The 22,962-nt window shown below is 58.7% G+C and carries 15 protein-coding genes and 4 tRNA genes; 14 read left to right on the forward strand and 5 right to left on the reverse strand.

Annotation, left to right across the window (positions count from 1 at the left end; translation table 11 throughout):
* The first annotated feature begins 61 nt into the window (after positions 1-61).
* The 5 genes from AXW11_RS12710 to AXW11_RS12730 all read left to right on the forward strand — a co-directional run bounded on the left by AXW11_RS12710 (position 62) and on the right by AXW11_RS12730 (position 2,881).
* The gene (locus tag AXW11_RS12710; RefSeq protein WP_091641020.1) at positions 62-1,021 is read left to right on the forward strand and encodes a hypothetical protein; all 960 of its coding nucleotides are present in this window, start codon (positions 62-64) and stop codon (positions 1,019-1,021) included.
* A 157-nt stretch (positions 1,022-1,178) separates the two neighbouring features.
* Positions 1,179-2,057, forward strand: a complete 879-nt coding sequence (locus AXW11_RS12715) for a DUF2846 domain-containing protein (protein ID WP_036210128.1) — start codon at positions 1,179-1,181, stop codon at positions 2,055-2,057.
* A 506-nt stretch (positions 2,058-2,563) separates the two neighbouring features.
* Positions 2,564-2,639, forward strand: a tRNA-Val gene (locus tag AXW11_RS12720).
* A 69-nt stretch (positions 2,640-2,708) separates the two neighbouring features.
* Positions 2,709-2,785: transfer RNA gene (locus AXW11_RS12725), tRNA-Asp, on the forward strand.
* Between the two features lie 20 nt (positions 2,786-2,805).
* Positions 2,806-2,881: transfer RNA gene (locus AXW11_RS12730), tRNA-Val, on the forward strand.
* Positions 2,882-2,893: 12 nt separating this feature from the next.
* Here AXW11_RS12730 and AXW11_RS12735 read toward each other — a convergent pair.
* Entirely contained in the window at positions 2,894-4,300 is a 1,407-nt protein-coding gene (locus AXW11_RS12735) for a 3-oxoacyl-ACP reductase (protein ID WP_091641023.1), read from the reverse strand.
* Positions 4,301-4,466: 166 nt separating this feature from the next.
* Here AXW11_RS12735 and AXW11_RS12740 point away from each other — a divergent pair, with 166 nt between their 5' ends.
* The 7 genes from AXW11_RS12740 (at position 4,467) to nhaD (ending at position 11,944) form a co-directional block, all read left to right on the forward strand.
* Positions 4,467-5,804, forward strand: coding sequence for an acetyl-CoA C-acetyltransferase (locus tag AXW11_RS12740; RefSeq protein WP_075196447.1), 1,338 nt, complete (start codon positions 4,467-4,469; stop codon positions 5,802-5,804).
* Between the two features lie 101 nt (positions 5,805-5,905).
* A tRNA-Met gene (locus AXW11_RS12745) sits at positions 5,906-5,982 on the forward strand.
* Between the two features lie 153 nt (positions 5,983-6,135).
* A complete protein-coding gene (locus tag AXW11_RS12750; protein ID WP_091641026.1) occupies positions 6,136-6,468 on the forward strand; it encodes a hypothetical protein in 333 nt (110 codons plus the stop codon).
* Positions 6,469-6,550: 82 nt separating this feature from the next.
* Complete coding sequence (locus AXW11_RS12755; protein ID WP_091641029.1) at positions 6,551-7,153, forward strand: CBS domain-containing protein; 603 nt, start codon at positions 6,551-6,553, stop codon at positions 7,151-7,153.
* Positions 7,154-7,230: 77 nt separating this feature from the next.
* On the forward strand, positions 7,231-8,652 hold the full coding sequence (locus AXW11_RS12760) for an acetyl-CoA carboxylase biotin carboxylase subunit (protein ID WP_036204758.1): 1,422 nt from the start codon (positions 7,231-7,233) through the stop codon (positions 8,650-8,652).
* A 20-nt stretch (positions 8,653-8,672) separates the two neighbouring features.
* On the forward strand, positions 8,673-10,469 hold the full coding sequence (gene oadA, locus AXW11_RS12765; RefSeq protein ID WP_091641031.1) for a sodium-extruding oxaloacetate decarboxylase subunit alpha: 1,797 nt from the start codon (positions 8,673-8,675) through the stop codon (positions 10,467-10,469).
* Positions 10,470-10,528: 59 nt separating this feature from the next.
* The gene (nhaD, locus tag AXW11_RS12770; RefSeq protein ID WP_036204762.1) at positions 10,529-11,944 is read left to right on the forward strand and encodes a sodium:proton antiporter NhaD; all 1,416 of its coding nucleotides are present in this window, start codon (positions 10,529-10,531) and stop codon (positions 11,942-11,944) included.
* Here the strand turns inward: nhaD and AXW11_RS12775 are convergent.
* From AXW11_RS12775 to AXW11_RS12790, 4 genes are all read right to left on the reverse strand, one after another.
* Positions 11,934-13,415, reverse strand: coding sequence for an amidase (locus tag AXW11_RS12775; protein WP_091641035.1), 1,482 nt, complete (start codon positions 13,413-13,415; stop codon positions 11,934-11,936). The genes nhaD and AXW11_RS12775 overlap by 11 nt on opposite strands.
* Before the next feature lie 30 nt (positions 13,416-13,445).
* Positions 13,446-14,453 (reverse strand): hypothetical protein, encoded by a 1,008-nt coding sequence (locus AXW11_RS12780; RefSeq protein WP_091641039.1) that lies wholly within the window; start codon positions 14,451-14,453, stop codon positions 13,446-13,448.
* A gap of 224 nt (positions 14,454-14,677) precedes the next feature.
* Complete coding sequence (locus tag AXW11_RS12785) at positions 14,678-15,886, reverse strand: acyl-CoA dehydrogenase family protein (protein ID WP_081899226.1); 1,209 nt, start codon at positions 15,884-15,886, stop codon at positions 14,678-14,680.
* Positions 15,887-15,908: 22 nt separating this feature from the next.
* Positions 15,909-17,213, reverse strand: coding sequence for an acyl-CoA dehydrogenase family protein (locus AXW11_RS12790; protein ID WP_228301424.1), 1,305 nt, complete (start codon positions 17,211-17,213; stop codon positions 15,909-15,911).
* A 293-nt stretch (positions 17,214-17,506) separates the two neighbouring features.
* On the opposite strand from AXW11_RS12790, the gene AXW11_RS12795 reads away from it, so the two are divergent.
* Complete coding sequence (locus AXW11_RS12795) at positions 17,507-19,213, forward strand: autotransporter assembly complex protein TamA (RefSeq protein WP_177190583.1); 1,707 nt, start codon at positions 17,507-17,509, stop codon at positions 19,211-19,213.
* Entirely contained in the window at positions 19,210-22,953 is a 3,744-nt protein-coding gene (locus AXW11_RS12800; protein WP_228301425.1) for a translocation/assembly module TamB domain-containing protein, read from the forward strand. The genes AXW11_RS12795 and AXW11_RS12800 overlap by 4 nt, the downstream gene beginning before the upstream one ends.
* Positions 22,954-22,962 lie beyond the last annotated feature (9 nt).

Below are 22,962 nucleotides of genomic sequence, written 5' to 3' on the forward strand. Positions count from 1 at the left end.
GTCGCAAGGTACGGGTATTATCGTGCTTTATTAACGTTACCGTCCATATACCGGAGCTGTTATGGAACCAATCCGTCCAGATGATGATGAAGTACGTACCGGCGTGCCCGGCAATAAAGTGGAAGAGCGCAAAAAACGCCAAGCACCCGTGCCAGAGTCGGCCGGTAATGGCGGCCCGGGCAAACCTGCTGGAAAACGCCGGAAAACATCTGGCGGTGGTGGTTCGGGCCGCAGTGCAGTGTTGTTGATCGCGCTGTTGATTGTTGCCGGAGCGGCGGGCGCTGGCTGGTATCAGCAAGAGCAGCGTATACAGGCACTGGAAGGTCAGCTGGAAGAAGCGGATTACTGGGCGCGCCAAAGCAAACTGGCGCTGGCCCGGTTTGAGGGGGAGCTTTCCGAGACCGGCGAGAACCTGCAGGAGAAAGGGCAATCCATTGAAGACACGCTGGCGTCCCACAAGGAACGCCTCAATACGGCTGACAGCGAGATCGCCAAGCTGTGGGGGGTTGCTAATGACCGCAACCGCAAGCGGCTCGACGACCACCAGGCCAGGTTGGAATCTTTGAGGTCAGATGTGGATAGCGGCAACAGCCAGCGGGAAGCATTGTCTGCCTCGGTCAAGGAGCTGGAGGCAACGGTGTCCTCCAGGCTGGACAAGGTTCAATCGGACTTTGAGCGGCAGCTTACCGCCGTTCGCGAAACTGGCCAGGAGAATGCCTCACAATTGACGAAGCTGGATGAATCCCTGGCCGGAGTGGACAAGCTGGTGGAGCGCCAGCTGTTGCGTTTCGAGCGAGAGCAAAACCTCACCATTGATGGCCTGGAAAGCCGTATTGCGGCGTTGGAAAAGGCCACCAATAACCTGTCCAGCGGCAGCCAGCTGGATGCCGTTCGCAAAGATCTGGCGGGGCTGAGGGAAACCGTGTCTTCGATTGACTCTTCGCGGGCGCAATTAACCTCAAGGCTGGTTCGCCTGTCGGAAGAGGTCAATGATCTGCGCTCGCGGATGTCCGGCCAATAGAAGGCGGCTGCGAACGGGTAAGCAGGCACAGCAGGGCAGGCAGGGCCTGCTGTGCTTTGTAACAGTTTGTATTCATCCCTTGCGGTAGCTCTCAGTTCCGCGAGATTGCAGTTGTTATGATCGGGACAACTCGCGAAAGGATGAAGAGTGCACAACAATGACAACCCGATTTCTTTTTCCCGGTTTTCCCCGGCCACTGGCGGCCGTATTTGTGGCTTTGCTGTTGGTTTCTGGTGCCGGCTGCACGGTGTACCAGTCCATCGGTAAAAGCGTTGGCTCGTTTTTGCACCCGGTATCCGGGCACGATTTCGTTCATATCGGCAATGATGAGTGGGATCGCAGCAATGCGGTTCTCTATTTCTACCGCACCCATTCCCAGTGGGCTGCGGACGAGATCGAGGCGCCAAGCGTTTACATAGACGACCACCACTATTTCAATATTCGAAACGACAGTTTTACCTGGCTTGAAGTTGCCCCTGGCGAGCGGCATATCGCCATCCGCCGGCCACTGCTGGGGCTTGAGGGGCTCAATTCGTTCAGCCTGAGCCTGATTGCAGACGCCACGCTCAAGGTCGAACCCGGAAGGGTGTATTACCTGCGCTATAACGAGTTGCAAGAGCCGGAGAGTAACCATCCGGAACTCGCCGAGGACCACCCCCTGAGGTCTGGCGACTTGCAGCTCGTGACCCGTGACTACGCCATGCAGGCCAAAGAAATTGTCTCCACGCGTTTTCTGAATAGTGATTTGCTTGCCCCTAATCACGCTGCGACCTCCATTGTTGAGGTGAATGAGGACGCAGACTACGAGCGCAATCTGGTTCTTCTGGAAGAGGAGCGAGCGGCTGAAATCGAGCGCCTGAGAGAACAGGGGAAGTATGACGAAACGCCTTGGTACTGGCCCTTTGGCGGTGGCCCTACGGTGCCTCTTGAAAGCGATCGTCGATTGCGGGAACTGGAGCGGGAGTATGCGGCGTTGGAACAGGAGCGGGAGCGTCGGGAAGAGGCAGAATCCGGTGGCGGTTGGTGGATATTCTAACGTCGCCGATCTGGTGTACTGCGAATTGTTGTTTCCGGTTTCGGTTACTAGACTGTGAGGTGTCCGTATTCAGAGGGTTGCCGGATCATGTCGCTGAGAGATTCATTACAACTAACGTTTCGCCGGCTTTCCGGAGAATTGCTTCCCGAGGCACTGGAAAACGCAGGCCACCGGATAGCTAGCCTCAGAAAACGTCTTGATCATCTCAATTGCTCGCTGGCGGAGCGGGCATTGCCTGCGGATCGAAAGTCGCGTGTGAACGAGCTGTCACTTGATCACAAGGCGAGGAAGGCAGGACAGAAAGCCACTCGGTTGAAGTCTGTGAAGGCGGCAAAGAAAACCGGGAGTGATAAACAGGCTTGATTGAAAATTGTACATTTTTTAACGAGTTGCAGGTTTTTTGAGAAAAACTCCGGAAAAAATTTGACACCGCCAGACAAATGCTTAAAATGCGCGTCTCACTTGGTTGAGACAGCAACGCTGACTCACCAGTGTGCTGTAAAAGTGGGCGGTTAGCTCAGCTGGGAGAGCATCGCCCTTACAAGGCGAGGGTCACTGGTTCGATCCCAGTACCGCCCACCACTTTTCAGCATCACCGGGCCACCCCGCCCGGTTTCAGGTCCCTAAGGCCGATCAGGCCGGGATTGATGCGGAGCGGTAGTTCAGCTGGTTAGAATACCGGCCTGTCACGCCGGGGGTCGCGGGTTCGAGTCCCGTCCGCTCCGCCATTTTTTTGTTTCCAGATCCCGGGTGGTTAGCTCAGCTGGGAGAGCATCGCCCTTACAAGGCGAGGGTCACTGGTTCGATCCCAGTACCACCCACCATTTTCCCCCTCGTTATTTTCCAATCAACGATTGCCCGCAAACCCGAACAACGTTCCCGTTCACGCCGTTTGATGCAGGATTGCAGTACCACGCAATAGCCTCGGCCACGTCGACTGGCAAACCGCCCTGAGACAAGCTGTTCATGCGCCGGCCGGCCTCGCGAATGGTAATCGGCATAGCGGCCGTCATCTGGGTTTCGATGAACCCGGGCGCTATCGCGTTGATGGTCACGCCGTTTTTCACCTGTTTTGCCATCGCCTCTACATAGCCGATCACGCCGCACTTGGCGGTGGAGTAATTGGTCTGGCCAAAGTTGCCAGCAATGCCGCTGATGGAGGAAATGCAGACAATGCGTCCGTTTTCACGCAGCAGCTCCTGGTGCATCAGCTCTTCGTCGATCAGTTCCTCGGCGGTCAGGTTCACGGCAATGGTCATATCCCAGAAATGCTCGGGCATGTTGCCCAGGGTTTTGTCACGGGTGATGCCGGCGTTGTGGATGACCAGATCAATGCCTTCGAAATGTTCCTTCACAAAGTCTGCAATCTGTTTTGGCGCTTTCTCATCCGTAATATCACACGCCATCGCCTTACCCTTGATGGGGGCCATAACTTTCTGCAGGTCCTCAAGGGCCGGTGGGATATCCAGGCCAATGACCGTGGCGCCATCCCGCGACAGGGTTTCGGCAATAGACGCGCCAATGCCGCGGGACGCACCGGTTACCAGTGCAATCTTTCCGGCCAGCGGCGCGACAGGGTTGCTGGCGTGAGCGGTCGCTCCCTTACTGATGCGGGTTACCTGGCCAGAGACATAGGCCGATCGGGGCGATAAAAAGAACCGGATGCTGGACTCCAGTTGCTGTTCGGCGCCGGGGGCCATCCACAGTAGGTTCGCGGTAGCTCCTTTCTTGCCGACTTCCTTGCCGACACTGCGCACGAAGCCTTCCAGTGCCTGATGGGCAGCGGCCTTGGCGGGTTGGCGACAGGTGCTTGGGTCCTGGCCTATCACCAGCACTCGACCGTTGCCCGCCAGCTTGCGGATGGTGGGGTGAAAGAAATCGTAAACCGCTTTCAGATCGGTGGTGTCTTTCATACCCGTGGCATCAAACACCAGGGCGGAGAATTTGCGATCAATGTCCGCGTTCAGGGGCAAGGCTTCGGCCTTGTTGCCGCTTTTGGCAGAATCGTTCAGAGTGTCTATGGCGCTGGCATGAAAGAGTTTTGCGGCGCTGGCGCCCAGCACCTTTCCAATCGTCGAGATAGCTTTGCTGCTGTTGGCAGCGCCGATCAGCACGTCGCCCTCAATAAACGGCTGGTCCGCGCGCTTCCAGCGTTTCAGGGGAACCGGGGCGGGCAGCCCCAGGGACTGGGCGGCGGTCTTGCCAAACGGAGTATTGACGAACTTGAGATAGCGATCAGACATGGCATTTTCCTTTTGCGAAACGAATATCGGCGTACAGGTTAAAGAATCCGGCCGCTTTTGAATTGACTCAATGCCCTGTTACGGTTGTCAGGGATGCCAATGAGCCGGGCCCGGTTGGCGCTAGACTGCAACGCAACGGATACACTCGTTTAAACAGGACATCATCATGGCACAGGCACCGAAAAGCACCCAAAAGAAAACGTCGACGGCAAAGAAGACCACGGCCGCTAAAAGCGATATCCGCCGGGTTGCCATTATTGGTGGCAACCGGGTTCCTTTTGCCCGCTCCAATACCGCGTATAGCAAGGTCAGCAACCAGGAGTTGCTGACCAGTGCGCTGCGAGGACTGGTTGATCGCTTCGGGCTGGAGGGGCAGCGCCTTGGAGAGGTCGTTGCTGGCGCGGTTATCAAACACTCCAGGGATTTTAACCTGACCCGGGAATCCGCGCTGAGTAGCGGCCTGGCGCCGGAAACACCCGCCTACGATATCCAGCAGGCCTGCGGTACGGGCCTCGAAGCGGCCATTCTGGTGGCCAACAAGATTGCGTTAGGGCAGATCGAGTGCGGCATCGCTGGCGGCACTGATACCACCTCGGATGCGCCGATTGGGGTAGGCGAGGGTCTGCGTGAAATTCTTCTGGATCTGAATCGGGCCAAGACAGCCGGAGAACGCCTGAAAGTGCTCAGTCGTTTTCGTCCGAGCCATCTGAAACCGGAAATTCCGCAAAACGGCGAACCCAGAACGGGGTTGTCCATGGGGGGGCACTGTCAGATTACCGCCCGCGAGTGGTCCATCCCCCGCGACGAGCAGGACAAGCTGGCCTATGAGAGCCATCAGAAACTGGCATCCGCGTATGATGAAGGTTTTTTCAAGGACCTGATGACTCCACTGGCAGGCCTGGAGAAAGACAACATTCTGCGCCCGGACACGACCCTTGAAAAGCTGGCGACGCTCAAGCCCGTATTTGATCGTGAGAACGGCACCATGACCGCCGCCAACAGCACTGCGCTGACGGATGGTGCCTCCTGTGTGCTGCTGGCCAGCGAAGAGTGGGCAAAAGCCAACAACATGGAGATCAAGGCGTACCTGACGTTCTCCGAGGTGGCTGCAGTGGACTTCGTCGACAAGAAGGAGGGCCTGCTGATGGCACCTGCTTACGCCGTGCCACGCATGCTGGAAAAAGCCGGGCTGACGCTGCAGGATTTCGACTTCTACGAAATCCATGAAGCGTTCGCCGCCCAGGTGCTCTCCACCCTGAAGGCCTGGGAAGACCCTGCGTTCTGCAAGGACCGGTTGGGTCTGGAAAAGCCGCTGGGGAGCATTGATCGAAACAAACTGAACGTCAAGGGCAGCAGTCTGGCCACCGGCCATCCCTTCGCGGCGACCGGTGGGCGTATCGTGGCCACTCTGGCGAAGCTGCTGGAAGAGAAGGGCAGCGGCCGTGGCCTGATCTCCATCTGCGCCGCAGGAGGACAGGGGGTGACTGCCATACTTGAGCGGTAAGTTGGCGAAAAAATTCATTTTTCCCTTTGACAGACGCATCAACGCCCCGTACTATGCGCACCTCGTTGATCGGGGCCTTACCCGGTTAACCAGCAGTTTGATGCGGGGTGGAGCAGTCTGGTAGCTCGTCGGGCTCATAACCCGAAGGTCGTAGGTTCGAATCCTGCCCCCGCTACCATATCAATAAGGGCCGGTCTTTGACCGGCCCTTATTCGTTTCAGGACACGCTTTTCCCGTATCGGCCACGAAAGCTTGCATTGCCACCATCCCCTGAGGTTATCATTAGCCGTCGCCTTTGCATTAGTTAGGCAACTACTAACACGGTGAAATGATGCCCCGTCGCTCCGAACACACATTCAGTCTGTCTGGCAACCTCGTTGCGTTGCTGGCACTGATATTTGTTGTCTGGACATCGGTTACCGTTGCGCTCCCCACCCTGGATGATCCTGTTGCCACCACTGTCGCGCTGAGCGATTGGCAAGGCAGTTCCGAATCCTCAGAAGGGGCCTCGTCACCCGGCGATGTGTTGTCTTTATCGCCCACATTCGTTTATCCACCGTCGGCGTTGACGTCCCGCGCCCTTCACCAGTTGGCCTTTGACGGCCCCCCCAGAAGAATTCTCAGTTACCCAGGCCAGTCACAGGCGCCTCCCTCCCAGCTATAGACATTCGAACTGATTCAGGCGCTGCTGCCCCTGCGTGGGTGCCCCGCGCCTGGAGAAATGGTCTTTAGCCAGGAGAATTGCCATGGGCAATCAATCAAGCGTTCAAGCGCCCCTGTCTGCCGGAGCCAGATACCGGCTTGTTTCACCGGAAGACGAGGACACCCTCACCAATGACGCCGCCGCGTCGGAGCTGTTGAAGGACTTCACCAGGCAAGCCCCGGTGATCGTCCGGTCATCGCGAGAGATCCAGGAGGTCAAGAAGACACTGGATGTTTCCGGAGAAACCTTTTGTGTGGTTATCAATCGAAATGATGAGGTGGTCGGAATATTGACCCTGAAGGATCTGATCGGTTCCTGGCCCATGAGTCTCGCCAACCAGCGTGGAAGTACCATCGCCGACATTGTTGCGCGGGACATCATGCGGCCGGTATGGCGCTTGCCAACGATAGAGCTCGGTAAGCTTCAGGACCTGAAAATTGATGAATTAATCACCATTTTCAAGGGGCTTCATTCGGACTATCTTTTGGTAATGGACACTGTCGCCGTTGGGGCAGAGGAGCAGGTCATTTGCGGGCTGCTGTCCGCTGACGAGCTTAGCCGGCGCCTTGGTATTCGAGTGACCCCTGATCCCGGCCCGGGATCTTTTTCCGATATCGTTCATGCGGTGCGGAAAAACCCCGGGTAGAAGAACGCAACGCTGCAGCCTGCCGTTGCGGGTTGCAGCTTTCTTCCGTTAATGACTATTACTTGAAGGAAGCTTCCATGGCCATTAAAAAAGTGCTCATCGCCAATCGCGGCGAAATTGCCGTTCGCATTGCGCGGGCCTGCAAGGAGTTGGGCATTCGGTCTGTCGCTGTTTATTCAGAGGCGGACCAGTACTCCTTGCATGTCAAGAAAGCGGATGAGTCCTATCAGATCAGTAAGGACCCGCTCAGCGGTTACCTGAATCCCCATCATCTCGTGAACCTGGCGGTCGAAACTGGCTGTGATGCTCTGCATCCGGGTTACGGCTTTCTTTCCGAGAATGCCGAGTTAGCAGCCATCTGCCAGCAGCGGGGGGTAACGTTTGTCGGCCCGTCATCCGAGGCGATCAGTGCCATGGGCGACAAGACCCAGGCCCGCAAGACCGCCATTGCAGCAGGTGTCCCCGTTACACCAGGTTCGGAAGGCAACCTGGATGACGTCGAAGATGCCGTACGCCAGGCGGAGGACGTTGGCTACCCGGTTATGCTCAAAGCCACGTCCGGTGGTGGTGGCCGGGGCATTCGTCGTTGCGATAATGAGAAAGAATTGCGGCAGAACTACGAGCGAGTGATTTCCGAGGCCACCAAGGCCTTTGGCAGTGCCGAGGTTTTCCTGGAGAAGTGCATCATTGAGCCTCGTCATATTGAAGTGCAGGTATTAGCGGATCATCACGGCAATGTGGTGCACCTGTATGAGCGAGACTGCTCCATCCAGCGCCGTAACCAGAAGCTGATCGAAGTGGCACCATCGCCACAGTTAAGTGAGGAGCAGCGAGAAACTATTGGTAACCTGGCCATCCAGGTTACCCGCCAATGCGGTTACGTGAATGCTGGCACGGTAGAGTTCCTGCTCGACCACGACGACAGCTTCTATTTTATGGAGATGAACACGCGGGTGCAGGTGGAGCACACGATCACCGAGGAAATCACCGGCATCGACATCATCAAATCGCAGATCCGAATCGCGGCGGGCGAGCCGCTGGAGTTTTCCCAGGCCGACATCAGTTATCGCGGTTTCGCCGCTCAATTTCGCATTAACGCGGAAGACCCGAAAAACGGGTTTCTGCCCAGCTTTGGTCGCATCAGTCGCTATTATTCCGCCGGCGGCCCGGGTGTGCGAACAGATGCCGCCATGTACACCGGCTACGAGATTCCCCCTTACTACGATTCCATGTGCGCCAAGCTGATTGTCTGGGCGCGGGAATGGCCGGAACTGGTGGCCCGTTCCCGCAGAGCGCTCAGCGACATGGCTATCTACGGGGTACACACCACGATTCCTTACTACCAGCAGATCCTGAACCACCCGGATTTCCAGGCCGGCACGTTTAATACCGGTTTCGTGGAGCGCAATCCGCAGTTGTTGGAGTACAGCGACAAATCCCGACCGGAATCCATTGCCACGGCCGTTGCTGCCGCCATCGCAGCCCAGGCTGGCCTGTAACACGAATATTGGAGAGCACCATGAGTAAGAGAAAAATTCACATCACCGACGTCATCCTGCGGGATGCCCATCAGTCCCTGATCGCCACGCGTATGCGCACCGAGGACATGCTGCCGGCCTGTGAGTGGCTGGATCAGGCCGGCTACTGGTCACTGGAATGCTGGGGCGGCGCCACGTTTGATGCCTGTGTGCGATTCCTTAAGGAAGACCCATGGGAGCGCCTGCGTACCCTGCGTAAGGCTCTGCCCAACACCCGTCTGCAAATGCTGTTGCGCGGTCAGAATCTGCTCGGGTACCGCCACTACGGCGACGATGTGGTGGAGGCGTTTGTTGAAAAGGCCGCGGAAAACGGCATCGATGTGTTCCGTATTTTTGATGCGCTGAATGACGTGCGCAATCTGGAGACCAGCATTAAAGCCGTGAAGAAGGTCGGCAAGCATGCACAGGGTACGCTGTGCTACACGGTCAGCCCGGTGCACGACGTGAAAACCTTCCTGGCTCAGGCCGAGACCATGGCAGACATGGGTGCTGACAGTATCGCTATCAAGGATATGGCGGGCCTGCTGACGCCAGCGGTGACCGCCGAGCTGGTCAGCGGCCTGAAGAAGAACCTCAAACTGCCGGTATTCCTGCACTCCCATGCCACGTCGGGCATGGCGCCCATGTGCCAGTGGGCGGCATTGGAGGCCGGTGTGGATCATATCGATACCGCGCTGTCGGCGTTTGCGGGCGGGACCAGCCATCCGCCGACCGAATCGTTGGTGGCTGCGTTGCATGATGCTGGCTGTGAAACCGGCCTCAACCTCGAGTTGCTGGACAAGGCCACCCGCCATTTCCGCGAAGTTCGCAAGAAATACCATCAGTTCGAGAGTGACTACAATGGGGTGGATACTTCCGTACTCCTGTCCCAGGTGCCCGGTGGCATGATGTCCAACCTGGCGAATCAGCTAAAAGAGCAGGGCGCCCTCGACCGGATTCAGGATGTGTTCGAGGAAATCCCCCGGGTGCGTAAAGACCTGGGATACCCTCCGCTGGTGACGCCCACTTCACAGATCGTTGGCACCCAGGCAGTGATCAATGTGCTGGGCGGCAAGCGTTACGACACCATCACCAATGAGGTGAAGAAATACATGCAGGGCTGGTATGGCAAGGCGCCTGCAGAGGTGGACGCACAGCTGCAACGCCGCGCTGTGGGCAAGGAAGAGTTGATTGAAGAGCGCCCGGCCAACCTGATTCCCAAGGAGTTTTCCGAACTGCGCAAGGAGCTGGGTGATCTCGCCGAGAGCGAGGAAGACGTACTGACCTACGCCATGTTCCCGGACCAGGCCCGCACGTACCTGGAGCAACGCCGCGACGGCACCTTGCAGCCGGAAGCCCTGGAGCCCATCGCCAACGGTAAGACCGGCGGCAGTGTGTCCACCGAATTCCGGATCACGGTGCACGGTGAAAGTTACGATATTCATGTGACCGGTGCCAATCCGGTGAGCGAGACCGAGCGCCGGTTCTACATGACAGTGGACGGCGTGCCCGAGGAAATTCAGTTGGAATCCCAGGGCGAAGCTTCTGAAAATACCCGCAAGGGTGGTCGTGCCAGAGCCACCGGAGAAGGCCAGGTGACCACCACCATGCCGGGCAACATCGTTGATGTGCTGGTGAGCGAGGGTGACGAGGTATCCGCCGGTGACGCGGTGCTGATCATCGAAGCCATGAAAATGGAAACCGAGGTTAAAGCCACCAAGTCTGGTATCGTCAAGGCGGTGAATATCTCGAAAGGCGACCGGGTAGCGCCTGGTGAGAGCCTGATCGAAATCGAATAACCAAACCCCCCGGGACGATCGTCCCGGGCACTCCATCGCAGTTGGGAGCACCCCCTCGAATGAAGTCGATCTTGCTGTCGTTAGCGGCCGTGTTATCGCTGGCGCCCGGACCGGTGTGGGCAAATGCCGACCGGGCCGTGGATCTTATTTCCCACCCTGTGGGCTACATTGCCATCGCGATTTTCGTAGTCGCGTATCTATTGGTCATTCTGGAAGAACGGATTCACCTGGCCAAATCCAAGCCGATGCTGATCGCGGCAGGGTTGATCTGGATACTCGTGGCCCTGGCATACCGCGCCGCGGGCGCCAATGGCGAAGTCGAAGAGGCCATACGGCACAACTTCCTGGAGTACGCGGAGCTGTTCTTCTTCCTCCTGGTGGCAATGACCTACATCAACGCCATGCTGGAACGAGGCGTCTTCGACCAGTTGCGGATATGGCTGCTTGGCAAGGGCTTTGGTTACCGGCGTCTGTTCTGGATCACCGGTATCCTGGCGTTCTGTCTGTCACCGGTCGCGGACAACCTGACCACGGCACTGATCATGTGTGCCGTGGTGATGGCCGTGGGCCGGGACAGCGCCAAATTTGTGTCCCTGTCCTGTATCAATATTGTGGTGGGCGCCAACGCGGGCGGGGCGTTCAGCCCGTTCGGCGACATCACCACACTGATGGTCTGGCAGAAAGGCATACTCCCGTTCCAGGACTTCTTCCAGCTGTTGCTGCCTTCCATCGTCAACTTCCTGGTGCCGGCGGCGTTGATGCATCTGGCTTTGCCGAAGGGCCAGCCGTCATCACCCGAGTCATTCGGTAACGTTATTCGCCCGGGCGGGCTCGTCATCTGCGCTCTGTTCCTGCTGACCATCGCCACCGCCATCAGTTTTCATCAGTTCCTGCACATTCCACCGGTGTTCGGCATGATGACGGGGCTCGGTTACCTGAAGATTTTTGGGTTCTATCTCAAACGCCATGAGGAATATCACTGGAACGAGGGCTTTGAGTCCCCACCGGGAGATAGCTCGGGTGACCGGGCCCAGGGGCGTCGTGCTTTTGATGTTTTTTCCCATATTGCCCGGTCGGAGTGGGACACGCTGTTCTTTTTCTACGGGGTGATTATGGCCGTCGGCGGCCTGGGCTTCATTGGTTATCTCGGCATGATATCGGCCACGCTGTACGGCGATCTGGGGCCCACCGTTGCTAATGTCATGATCGGAGTGATCTCTGCGCTGGTCGACAACATTCCGGTGATGTTTGCGGTGCTGACCATGAACCCGGCCATGCCGGATTATCAGTGGTTGCTGGTTACGCTAACGGCCGGGGTTGGTGGCAGCCTCTTGTCCATAGGCTCTGCTGCGGGCGTCGCACTGATGGGACAGGCCAGGGGGCAGTATACGTTTCTCAGTCACCTGAAATGGACACCGGCGATTGCGCTGGGTTACGGGGCCAGTATCTGGGTGCACTTTCTGGTCAATGGCTGAGGTCCGGCGGCTGCTGGAAGCCGGCAAGTCCGCTGGCTTCCAGCAGCTCTGCGAACCGGATCGTCGTCAGGTCCATCCCCGGCGCACCGATGACCTGCACATTGAACGGCAACCCATCCGCTGTTTTTCCAATAGGAACGGAGGTAGCGGGCAGCCCGAGCAAGGTAGCCAGGGCAATCCAGCAGAACTGGTCCATGTACGCCCTGGGCTGACCTGCAACGGTGATCTGCCGCTTGAACACCGGATTGCTGTGATCGTGGCGAATGGCCGTGGTTGGGGTGATCGGCGTTAATAGCACATCGAATTCGTCGAACAGGGTAGTGATTTCGGCCCTCATCTTCTCCCGCATTTCGCTCCAGGCCATCCACTGGTGTACCGGCTGGTTCACGCCGCGGCCGTATTCTCCGATGAAGGCCGTGACAGGGCCAAACAGGTGTAGCCAGCGTTCAAGCCGGGAGATCCACATCATTTGCCGGCGTTGGGCCGGTTTCATGGACGTGCTGAGAAGGCTACCCAGTAAGTTGAAATAGGCAGGCAGGATGTGTTCCAGGTTGAGTAGTTGATGCCGGGCTTCGGCAACCAGTGCTCCATTGCTTTCCAGTGTCCGCCCGAGCTGTTGGTAGCCGTTCAGTAATTCGTCGTCGATGGGGCACAGCGGGTCTTTCAGCCAAAGGCCCACGCGTGTCTGTTCCAGAGAATGAATGGTGGCCGGTGCCATGGCCAGTTGCCAGCTGTTGCGTTCCCGCTCTGCGGGGCCGGCAATCACGTTCAGCAGCAGTTCCAGATCCTTTGCCGAGCGCGCCAATGGCCCGCCTTCGGCTAGGTCTGGCCGTGACTCTGTGCCCGGTGGCCCTGGAATGTGACCACGGAAGGAGACCAGGGCACGGGAAGGCTTGTGCCCGAAAACGCCGCAGAAATGCGCCGGTGTGCGGATGGAACCCGCGAGGTCGCTGCCGACTTCCAACGGTGTCATGCCTGCCGCGAGCGCTGCGGCAGCGCCCCCGGATGAGCCGCCGGGGGTATGGGCCAGATTGTGGGGGTTGTTGGTGACACCGAAGAGCTTGTTGTAGCTCTGGAGGTCGGTGGCGTAAATGGGGACGTTGGTCTTCCCCAGGATGATCGCACCGGCGTCTTCCAGGCGCCGGACCACGTCGGCGTGTTTTGTCGGGATGTAGTCTTTCAGCGCGGGTGCACCGGCGGTACAGGCCATGCCGGCAACCTCCCAGGTGTCTTTCAGGGTGAGTGGCAGCCCATGCAAAGCGCCCAGTGTCTCACCTTGTGCCCGTACCTCATCGGCTTGCCGGGCTTTTTCCAGGGCTTTCTCTTCATCGAGCGTCACCACGGCATTGATGGTGTCATTGCACTGGCGAATTCTGTTTAGGAAGGCCTGAGTGACGTCCACACTGGTTAGCTCCCCGTTTTTAAGGTCGCTAATCAATTCGGCGGCAGAACGGTAGTGCAGTGGTTCCATGAAAACCTCGATGTTGTTGGCAGGTTCAGCTCAGGTCAGTTCGCTACGCCAGTGTTTGACCCTGACCTGGCTTTTGACGGCATCCAGCACTTCGACAATCAGGTTGATCAGGGCTTCGTTGTGTTCGTCGTTCTCGTCTTCGTTATCGGGCGATGGCAGGAATACGTTGACGATGTCTTCGATGAACGCGTGGTTGGATGCGGAAGCAAGGTCTTCCAGAATCTGGTGAATCACGTTGGCGACGATGTCCCCCACGGCTTCTTCCAGGGTTTCCTGGATGGTTGGGCCGACGACAGGCAGGTACTTCAGCCTCGACAACTCCAGGTTCTGTTTGAGGGCGTTGTCGACGCGGGTTTCCAGGTAGCTTCGCAGGGCGCCGCGATTGGGGATGTACCCTTCCCGGGCTGCTTCCGCAACCCGTTGTGATACCCAGTCGGATAGCATTTCCCGCCTTGGGTAGAGGATGTCGTTCTGAATGCGCTCGAACAAGGGTGAGCCCTTGCGAATCTCGTCTTGAGCACCGGTGAGCACTTTGATGACGATGCGGTCGGAGAGCTCTTCCATGAAGGCTTCGTAGTAGAAGTTGAAGAACTGGAAGGCTCGCGTCTGGGTGACGTCGATCACTTTGTACTGGTGCAGCCGGTAGATGATGGAGATAACCCGCAGTATCCGCAGGAAGCGGAAGCTGCCAACGGGGATGCAGCCGATGATGTCGTACCAGTGGATGAACGGGTAGAAGTACCAGCGGTCGTAGACTTTGGCCTTGATGGCGTAGCCCCAGCGCACGACGAACTCGGTCAGGAAGATGCTGACGAAGATGAGGTCGTAGAACAGAAAGTTTTCGTGGATGGGGTGGTAGAGTTCTTTGATGACCGGGGTATTTTCGGCCAGCAGGTTTTGGACACCGGTGAAGTTGTAGATGGAGTCGAAGATGATGAAGGCCAGGTTGATGATAAGCAGGCCTAGCATCAGGAAGTCTATGATGAACCAGATGAGTTGGTGGCTGGTTTTCAGGTTTTCTCGGTTTATCTTCAGCATTCATCAATCCAGGACTTCGAGTTTGGAGTCTGCAGCGGATGTATCGCTTCTCCCCAGACACGCCGTTAACCCATCCATGGGGGCTCGGCATTGCCATCCTTGGCAATGCACGGTCTGGGGAGAAGCGATACATCCGCTGCGATCAGGCTCTGAGATGCCCGCCCTCCTGTTGAGAAAAACGGGTTGCACCTGCCTGATTTTTCGACGCTTTCGTACAGGTTAGCTTATTTCAGCTCTGCCGACGACTTACCGAGCAGTCTCCTGGCGATGATCAGTAGCTGGATCTGTTGGGTGCCTTCAAAGATGTCGAGAATCTTTGAGTCCCTGGCCCATTTTTCCAGTAGTTCAGTTTCGCCGTAGCCAAGGCTGCCGCAGAGTTCGACGCAGCGCAGGGTGACCATGTTGCCCACGCGGCCAGCTTTGGCTTTGGCGATGGAGGCTTCCTTGGAGTTGGGCAGGCCGTTGTCGGCCATCCAGGCGGCGCGGAGGGTTAGGAGCCGGGCTGCTTCGAGTTCGGCTTCCATTAGTTGCAGTTCGCGGGTGACGGCGGGTTGGGTCCAGGTCTGGTGGTGGTATTCCAGGTCGGTGCCGGTTAATGCGATGAGTTCGCGGGTTTTCTGCAGGGCAGCGCTGGCGACGCCTATGGCCATGCCGGCGACGACGGGGCGGGTGTTGTCGAAGGTTTGCATGGCACCGGCGAAGCCTTTTTCGACGCTGACGTCGGGGTCGCCCAGGAGGTTTTCTTTGGGAATGCGGCAGTTGTCGAAGCGGATGGCGGCGGTGTCGGAAGCGCGGATGCCGAGTTTTTTCTCCAGGCGTTCGACGGTCATGCCGGCGGTACCTTTTTCCACCACGAAGGATTTGATGGCGGCGCGGCCTTTATTGCGATCAAGGGTGGCCCAGACCACGACGGCGTCGGCGCGTTCTCCGGCGGTGACGTAGATTTTTTCGCCGTTTAGGATGTATCCGTCGCCGTCTTCGGTAGCGGTGGTGCGGATGGCGGCGGAGTCGGAGCCGGCGCCGGGTTCGGTGATGGCCATGGCGGCCCAGGTGTTGCCCAGTCGGGCGAGTTGTTCTTCGTTGGCAACGGCGGCAATGGCTGAGTTGCCGAGGCCCTGTCGGGGGATGGACAGGGCCAGGCCGACGTCGCCCCAGCACAGTTCGGTCAGCCCCAGAACGGTTTTCATGTTGGTGCCGTTACGATTACCGCCCCCGCCGTTGCTTTCGGAGCGGGCCAGTTTTCCGGCGCCGGTGCCACCGTCGGCCGCGCCGTCGTTCATGCCGTCCATGATGGAGGCAAACAGGTCGAGTTCTTTGGGGTATTCGTGTTCCGCCCGATCGTATTTGCGGGATATTGGGCGAAACACCTCCCGGGCCACTTGTTGTGCCTGATTGATCAGAGGCGAAAATTTCTTCGGTATCTCGAGATTCATCAGAGGTGTCCTTACGTTTTGATCAGGCGTGAAGGCCGCCGCTCAGGGTGGAGATGGAGCGAAGGTCGCGATACCAGCGCTCGACCGGATGTTCCTTGACGAAGCCGTGCCCGCCCAGCAGTTGAACGCCGTTGGTGCCGATCTCCATGGCTTTTTCGTTGCACAGTAACCGGGCCAGGGATGTTTCACGGTGCGTTGATAAGCCTTGCTCCAGTCGGCTGGCGGCGCGCCAGGTGAGCATGCGCATGCTGTCGGTTTCTATGGCGAGGTTGCTGATCATGAACGCCACGGACTGGCGGTGGCTGATGGGTTCTCCGAACGCCTCCCGTTCGTTGCAGTAGGGGATAACATAGTCGAGAACGGCCTGTGATGTGCCGATGGCAAGTCCGCAGCGGAGCAACGAGCCGCAGTCCAGAAACGCCTCGTAGTTGAAATCGTCGTCGCCCAGCAGGGCGTCAGGAGACAGTTCAACGTTGTCGAGCCGCAACTGGACAGGCGCGGAGGCTCTCAGCCCCATGCCCGGGTCGGGTTTGGTTTGGAGGCCTGTCACGCCGGCTTCCACGATGAACAGCCGCGGTCGGCCATGCAGTTCCGCGGCAATCAATAGCAAGTCTGCCCTGGCGCCGAGGACCACGCTGCTTTTCAGGCCGTTGAGGGTGTAGCCGGTTGCGGTTTCGCTGGCGGTGGTCTGCAGCCTGTTCGGGTCAAACAGGGGCATGGGCTCGTCAATGGCAATGGTGGCTATGGGCGGCGCGTCGTCGCAGAACGCTGGCAGGTATCGGCTCTGCTGTTCCCCGGTGCCCCAGCGGGTGATGGCCTGGGCGACACTGAACGGCGACAGGAGTGCGGTTGCGATGCCCATGTCGCCCCAGGCCAGTTGTTCGGCAATCAGCACACTGGTCACGGGAGACTGATGTTCCGCCACGCCGCCAAAGGCTTCCGGTACTGCGTACAGGCCAAGGCCAAGCTCGGATGTGGCCGCTGTGACGGTTTCAGATATTTCCCCGGCTTCATCCGCGTCTGAGGCCGCCGGTCTGATCCGATCCTCTGCCAGTCTGCGGAGCATGTCGGTGATCATCTGTTGGTCATCGGTCAGAGAGAGGTCGAACAGATCCTCGGGTATACGATTCGGCAATTGCTTGCGGGGCAGCCAGTTGTTCACGCGCTTGAACTCCCGGCCAGCGTAGGCAAGGGTGCGAAATCCGGCACGGGTGCCGTGATAGGCAGTTCTTTCCAAAGACTGACGCAGTCCCAGCCGGTCCAGCATGGGGTTGGCTGCAAGCCGATTCATCATCGACAGGGCGAGGCCGACGGGGGTGGGTGTCATACGTTCTCTCCTGGCCATACGTTCTCTCCTGGCTGGCGCCGCCCGTTTCCGGTTGTCCGGCGATCCGATGCAGTGGGTGTTACGCGATCATGGGGGCATCGGGCATCCTCGCCATTGGCATAGAGCGCATTACAGACAGGCAAGATGGTCAATTGCCATGGATTAAACGGACCGCTACCCGGTACACTCATACTGTCAACGCGCCTTTTCACCCACTTTCACTGAAGTAATGCTGCTTGATGTGTTCCCACATTAGACCTCTGTTTCTACGCCCTGTCGGGATCGTCTGGCTGATGATGCTGGCAACGCCAGGATTGACCTGGGCGCAGCAGGTGGAGGTCAACGTGGAGGGGGACTATCCGCAGCTTCAGGATAATGCGGAAGCCTTTCTGGGTGAGGTTGAGGGCCGCAGTGCCGGAAGCCTTAGACGATACGCCAGCACCGCCGAAGCACAAGTGGAAGAGGCGCTCCGTGCGCTGGGCTACTACAGCCCGATGATTCAGTGGGAAGTGGTCGAACAGCCCGGCGATGACGAAATACCCGCTCGCCTGGTATTGACCGTGCAGCCCGGCGAACCCATTCGCGTCCGTTCCCGGCAGGTGTCCATCGAAGGCCCGGCCAGTCGGGATTCCGATTTCGTGGGAACCCTGCCGGAAAAGCCATCAGAGGGGGATGTGCTGAATCACGGCCAGTACAGCACGTTGCGGCAGACCATCCAGAACCGAGCCACCCGGCTGGGGTATTTTGATGGTGAGTTCACCACCCGCCGGCTGGAAGTCAACCCGGAACAGCACACTGCGGATATTTCCCTGGTCTTTCGTAGTGGCGTGCGATATCGCCTGGGCGAAGTGAGCTTCAAGGAAGGGCATGGCTTCGAGGAGCAGTTGCTTGAGCAATTCGTACGTTTTGAGCCCGGTGAGATCTATCACGCCGACAAGGTTGCGAGGCTAAGCGGCGACCTCTCCAACAGCGGTTATTTTTCCGGTGTGGACATTGACGCATCGCCTGGTAAAGCCGAGGACGGAGTGATACCCGTGTCGGTGGACCTGACCACTCGTCCTCCGCGCTCGGTTGCTGCCGGTGTCGGTTTCTCCACGGATGTGGGACCGCGTTTCAGCGGTAACTGGCGGGAGCACTGGATCAACCCCATGGGCCATCGCCGTGGCGCGCAGACGGAACTTTCGGCGCCGCGTCAAAACGTGGGCGCCTGGTACGAGTTGCCCCTTGATCCTCCCATGACCGATTCCATTCGCCTTTCCGCCGGCTATCAGCGGGAGGATATTGAGGACGTCGAGTCTGAGCTGCTTACCCTTGGCCAGCAGTGGAAACACCAGCTCGATAACGGCTGGTTGCAGGTTGCCTCGATCCGCTGGGAAGGTGAGCGTTTTCGCATCGGCGATGATGATCCCGAGCAGAGCAGTCTGTTGCTGCCGGGGCTTGGGTATTCGAAACTGCAGGCGGACTCGCCGTTGGATCCATCCCGGGGATATCGTATCCAGTTCGATGTGACCGGCTCTCACCGTGCCGTCATCTCCGATGTGGATATTCTCCATGCCAATGTTCTGGTAAAAGGCCTCTACACCCTGGCGGACAACCACCGTTTTCTGTCCCGGTTCCAGTTTGGTGGCGTGGCCACCAATCGCTTCTCGGATGTGCCGCCGTCATTGCGGTTCTTTGCCGGTGGCGACCAGACGGTGCGGGGGTATGGCTATGAGACGCTGTCACCCCGGAACAGCGAGGACGTGGCCATTGGTGGCCGTTACCTGATGGTAGGCAGTGTCGAGTATCAGTACGAGTTTACCGAAAACTGGCGGGTCGCGGCGTTTGTTGACGAAGGCAACGCCATGGATGACCTGTCGGACCCACTGGCGACGGGTGTCGGCCTGGGCATTCGCTGGATCAGCCCGGTCGGGCCGCTGCGCCTGGACGTCGCCAAAGGCCTGGATCCCGAGTTTGGCGGTGAATGGCGCATTCACTTTTCCATGGGGCCGGAGTTATGAGCGACGAAGCGAAAACTCCAACACCAAAACGGTCAAAACGCCTGAGAAACGGGTTGTTGGTGGCGCTGTCCGTTATTGTCCTGCTACCGCTGTTATTGATTGGGTTGTTGGTGCTGGCGCTGCGCTCGGAAACCGGCACCGCCTGGGTGATTGATCAGGTTCCCGGCCTCGAGGTTGAGCAGGGGCAGGGTTCGTTGCTGGGGCAGTGGCAGGCAGCCTCCCTGACATGGCAGGGCTACGGTGTTGGGCTACAGGTAGAGTCGCCGGTCGTTGACTGGTCGCCCACCTGCCTGTTCAACAAACAGCTCTGTCTGGAGCGGCTTCTGGCAGACAGCATTGATCTGACGCTGCAGCCATCCGGCGAGCCCAAAGAAGACAGCGGTGATATTAGTCTACCCAGCGTCGACCTTCCGTTGGGGCTGGTGGTCCGGGACGTGAACCTTGGCCCCTTTATGCTCAACGATGCCAAGGTCTGGGACCGGCTCCAGCTCAAAGCTCAGGGTTCCGGTTCGGACTGGCATCTGCAGAACCTGGCCTTTGTTCGGGATGATATCAGCATTGATGCCTCCGGCAGGCTCCAGACCCGGGGCGACTGGCCGCTGGATCTGGAGGTTGGGCTGATGCTCCCGCCCCCATATGGCGCTGATTGGCAATTGGCACTCAATCTGACCGGGAGTGCTGCTGACCTGAGAGTTCAGGGCCAGAGCAGCGGTTATCTTGATGCCACGCTGGCTGGCCGGGTGGCGCCGCTGGACAGCGCCCTGCCGGCGGAACTGACCGTTCGTTCCGGCCGGTTCGTCCCGGCGGAGGGGTTACCGAAAACCCTGGTGCTGACAGACACCGTGGTTGCCTTGAAAGGCAGCCTTGAGAACGGTTTCCGCTCGGACTCCCGCACCGTGCTGCCCGGATCGACAGGCGATATACCCTTGTCATTGAAGGGGTTGGTGACTACAGAGGGTCTCGATGGATTGGAGCTCGTGTTGACCGGCCCCGGGAATAATGAGGCTGAGACGGGCCGCCTCCTCGTCACCGGCAACGTGAGCTGGGAGCAGGCGCTTCAGGCAGACGCCAAGGTCAGTCTCGACGCTTTTCCCTGGTACAGCCTGATTCCGGATTTTGAACAGCCGCCGGTCACATTGCGCCAATTCAACGGCGACGTTCAATACCAGGGGGGAGCCTATCAGGCGAGCATTGACGCCAGTGTCAGCGGCCCCATGGGCGACGCCGATATGGCGGGAGATCTTGAGGGTGACCTGGAGTCTGTTGCGTTGACGAACCTGCGCGTCAATACCGGCGCGGGTTTTCTCGGCGGCCGTGCGGACGTGGCGTTCGCTGATCAGTTGTCGTGGGATGCAAGCCTGACGCTGGACAGTTTTAACCCCGGTTTCTGGCTCCCCGCCCTGGAAGCGAGCTTGAGCGGCGACGTGGGTACCAGCGGACGTCTGCAGGAGGAAGGAACGCCTACGCTGCAGGCAAAATGGGACCTTTCCGGGAGTTGGCAGGCCAATGACGCGCTGATACGAGGTGCGCTGGACAGTGATGCCGGTAACTGGACATTGTCGAACCTGGAGCTTGAGGTAGGGGACAACCGGGTGACCGGCCAGGGCCGATGGGGGCAACAGATTAACGGCAACCTGGAACTGAACCTGCCTGCGCCGGAAACCTTCCTGCCGGGGCTGGCAGGTTCGGTCAACGGTACGGCATCGGTTTCCGGCACCGTGGACCAACCCCGTGGCAAGGTAACACTCACTGGCAGCGACCTGGCATGGCAGGATCAATTGAGTCTGTCCAGCCTGGACCTGGCGGCCACGCTACGCGAAGGGTTCAACATCCAGGCGGATCTTCGGGGAAAGGAAGTTCGGTATGGCGAACAGCTACTGGAAGACTTGTCGCTGGCACTGACGGGAACTCGGGATGATCACCAACTCAGGCTAAACGCCCGCCACAAAGAGGCTGAGTTGTCGCTGTTGCTGGCCGGAGACGCCTCGGAAAGCTGGAATGCTTGGGTGGGTGCGCTTGAGCAGGGGCAAATCAGTGTGCCTGCCCAAGGCCAGCAATGGACCCTGTCAGAGTCCGCGGCCCTCGAGTATACCGAAGCGGGCAAGCTCACGTTGGGACAGCACTGCTGGCAGTGGCAACAGGCGTCTGTCTGTGCCGAGGACCAGACTCTGCTCCCGACTCAAGATATCGCCTATCGCATTGAAAACTTCCCGACCACGGCACTCTCCCCGCTGTTGCCGGACACCCTGCGTTGGGACGCAACGCTGAATGCTGACCTGCAAGTGGTCATGACGGAAGATGGGCCGGATGGTGAAGTATCCATCGATGCCGGTTCCGGTGAGTTTGAAGTGCAGGTGAGGGACGAATGGGAGAGCCTGAGCTACAACACCTTCACCACCCGCCTGAGTTTGAAGCCGAATGTGGCGGAGCTGGACCTGCAGTTGCAGGGGCCCGATATTGGTAATCTCTCTGTCGGCATGTCGGTCGACCCGGATAGTGATGCCCGTGAAGTCGATGGGCAATTCAGCATCGAAGGCCTGGATATCGCCATGGCTGGCATATTTGCCGGGCTGGAGGTTGTTGAGGGAGAGCTCAATGGCGAGGGGACACTGTCTGGGCCGCTAATGAAGCCAGCTGTAAACGGCGAGCTTGCGCTCTCTGGCGGTCACATTGCCGATCCGCGGTTACCGATTCCGCTTGAGGATCTGGTGGTCAGCCTGGAGTTGAAAGGATATAGCGCGGATTTGTCCGGACGTTGGCGCAGCAATGAACGCGGAAGCGGCAACATAGAAGGGTCGTTGGCCTGGGAGGCGGAACCGTCGGTGGAAGTGCGGCTGACCGGTGACCGTTTGCCCTTCAATTACGAGCCGTACGCCCAAGTGGAGCTGGTGCCGGATATCACTATCGCCTACGAAGGCGGCGATCTGTCGGTTTCCGGTAACCTGAACGTACCCCGGGGCACGATCGAAATTCGTGAGCTGCCCGCCCAGGCCGTGTCCGTATCCGAGGACGAGGTTATCGTCGGTGCTGAGGAGAAGGAAGGCGGGCTCCGCACTCTCAATATGGACGTCACTGTCGTGGTCGGTGAGGACGAGGTCAGCTTTAGTGGTTTCGGTGTCACCGGTAACCTTGAGGGGACACTGCGTATCGGCAACAACCTGGATACCCGAGGCGCCCTGCAGCTTGTTGAAGGCCGGTATGAGGCCTACGGTCAGGAGCTCGACCTGCGCCGGGCCAGGCTGGTGTTTGTGGGGCCACTGTCAGAACCGTACCTGGACATCGAGGCAGTGCGGCGTGTGGACAACGTGGTGGCCGGCATCCGCCTCAGCGGCCCGGTGAGCTCGCCCCGGACCGAAGTGTTTTCTGAACCGGAAATGCCTCAGACCGATGCGCTCTCATATGTGATCCTCGGCCGGGCACCGCAAAGTCGTGGTGATGAGGGGCAAATGAGCAGGGCAGCCATATCGCTGGGGCTGACTCAGGCTAACAAGGTAACCCAGGGTATTGGCGAGGAATTCGGGATACGCAATCTGACGCTGGAGGCGGAAGGTTCCGGGGATGAATCGGCAGTAGTGGCCAGTGGTTACCTGACGGATGAACTCAGCATCCGCTACGGTGTCGGCATCTTCCAGCCCATCACCACGGTGGCGCTACGTTACGATATCGGACGTTACTTCTATCTGGAGGCTGCCAGTGGCCTGGCAGCCTCCCTGGATATATTCTATACGCGGGACTTCTGAGCGGGTGAT

Origin of the sequence: Marinobacter sp. Hex_13 (assembly GCF_001566815.1) — a bacterium.
Taxonomy (GTDB): Bacteria; Pseudomonadota; Gammaproteobacteria; order Pseudomonadales; family Oleiphilaceae; genus Marinobacter; species Marinobacter salarius.

Coding starts and splice junctions, on each gene's coding strand:
- AXW11_RS12710 (WP_091641020.1), top strand. CDS start 62: ATGGAACCAATCCGTCCAGATGATGATGAAGTACGTACCGGCGTGCCC.
- AXW11_RS12715 (WP_036210128.1), top strand. CDS start 1,179: ATGACAACCCGATTTCTTTTTCCCGGTTTTCCCCGGCCACTGGCGGCC.
- AXW11_RS12735 (WP_091641023.1), bottom strand. CDS start 4,300: ATGTCTGATCGCTATCTCAAGTTCGTCAATACTCCGTTTGGCAAGACC.
- AXW11_RS12740 (WP_075196447.1), top strand. CDS start 4,467: ATGGCACAGGCACCGAAAAGCACCCAAAAGAAAACGTCGACGGCAAAG.
- AXW11_RS12750 (WP_091641026.1), top strand. CDS start 6,136: ATGCCCCGTCGCTCCGAACACACATTCAGTCTGTCTGGCAACCTCGTT.
- AXW11_RS12755 (WP_091641029.1), top strand. CDS start 6,551: ATGGGCAATCAATCAAGCGTTCAAGCGCCCCTGTCTGCCGGAGCCAGA.
- AXW11_RS12760 (WP_036204758.1), top strand. CDS start 7,231: ATGGCCATTAAAAAAGTGCTCATCGCCAATCGCGGCGAAATTGCCGTT.
- oadA (WP_091641031.1), top strand. CDS start 8,673: ATGAGTAAGAGAAAAATTCACATCACCGACGTCATCCTGCGGGATGCC.
- nhaD (WP_036204762.1), top strand. CDS start 10,529: ATGAAGTCGATCTTGCTGTCGTTAGCGGCCGTGTTATCGCTGGCGCCC.
- AXW11_RS12775 (WP_091641035.1), bottom strand. CDS start 13,415: ATGGAACCACTGCACTACCGTTCTGCCGCCGAATTGATTAGCGACCTT.
- AXW11_RS12780 (WP_091641039.1), bottom strand. CDS start 14,453: ATGCTGAAGATAAACCGAGAAAACCTGAAAACCAGCCACCAACTCATC.
- AXW11_RS12785 (WP_081899226.1), bottom strand. CDS start 15,886: ATGAATCTCGAGATACCGAAGAAATTTTCGCCTCTGATCAATCAGGCA.
- AXW11_RS12790 (WP_228301424.1), bottom strand. CDS start 17,213: ATGACACCCACCCCCGTCGGCCTCGCCCTGTCGATGATGAATCGGCTT.
- AXW11_RS12795 (WP_177190583.1), top strand. CDS start 17,507: ATGATGCTGGCAACGCCAGGATTGACCTGGGCGCAGCAGGTGGAGGTC.
- AXW11_RS12800 (WP_228301425.1), top strand. CDS start 19,210: ATGAGCGACGAAGCGAAAACTCCAACACCAAAACGGTCAAAACGCCTG.